At 74.5% G+C, this 833-nt stretch carries 1 pseudogene; it reads right to left on the bottom strand.

Annotation, left to right across the window (positions count from 1 at the left end):
• Positions 1 to 774: pseudogene (locus AC2W7M_RS26505) on the bottom strand (glutamate-5-semialdehyde dehydrogenase); the annotation flags it as partial.
• Between the last annotated feature and the right edge of the window lie 59 nt (positions 775 to 833).

The following is an 833-nucleotide window of genomic DNA, read 5'->3' as shown; positions in this document are numbered from 1 at the left end:
GCCACGCGCGGATCGGCCGCCGCCACCGCGGGCGTCGCCGCGCACCGCGCAGCCGGCGTCGATCAGCATCTCGACCAGCGGCTTCAGGTGAGTCGCCGCCGCGTCCTTGTGCACCAGCAGCGTCTCGGCCGCGCCGCACACGCCGGTGCGGCGCATCTTGGCGTTCAGCACCACTGACTTCGCCATGTCGAGATCGGCCGCCTTGTCGATGAAGACGTGGTTGATGCCGTCGAGGTGGGCGAACACCGGCACCCGGGCATCCGCCTGCACCCGAGCGACGAGGCTCTTGCCGCCGCGCGGCACGATCACGTCCACCGTGCCGTCGAGGCCGGCGAGCATGTGGCCCACCGCGTCGCGGTCGGCCACCGGCACGAGCTGGACCGCGTCCGCCGGCAGGCCCTCGGCCGCAAGGCCCGCGACCAGCGCGCTGTGGATGGCGGCCGAGCTCCTCAGGCTGTCGGAACCGCCCCGCAGGATCACCGCATTGCCGGCGCGCAGGCACAGAGCGGCGGCATCGGCCGTCACGTTGGGCCGGCTCTCATAGATCACGCCGACCACGCCGATGGGGGTGCGCACGCGCTCGATGACGAGGCCGTTGGGACGGGTCCAGCGGTCCACCACCTCGCCCACGGGGTCGGCAAGGCCGGCGACGACCTCGATCCCCTCGGCCATCGCCTCGACCCGCGCCGGGGTGAGGGTGAGCCGGTCGAGGAACGAGCCGGTCATTCCGGCCGCCTGCGCCTGCGCCACGTCCTGGGCATTGGCCGCGAGGATGTCGGGCCCGCGCCGGGCGCGGGATGGGCTGGGCGGGCGGGCCGGGCCCCCTCAGGCGC

Source organism: Xanthobacter sp. BG11Y11_SDJG, from assembly GCF_057364445.1.
Note: the sequence above shows the minus strand (reverse complement) of the source record. Positions and strands in the feature narration are given on the sequence as shown.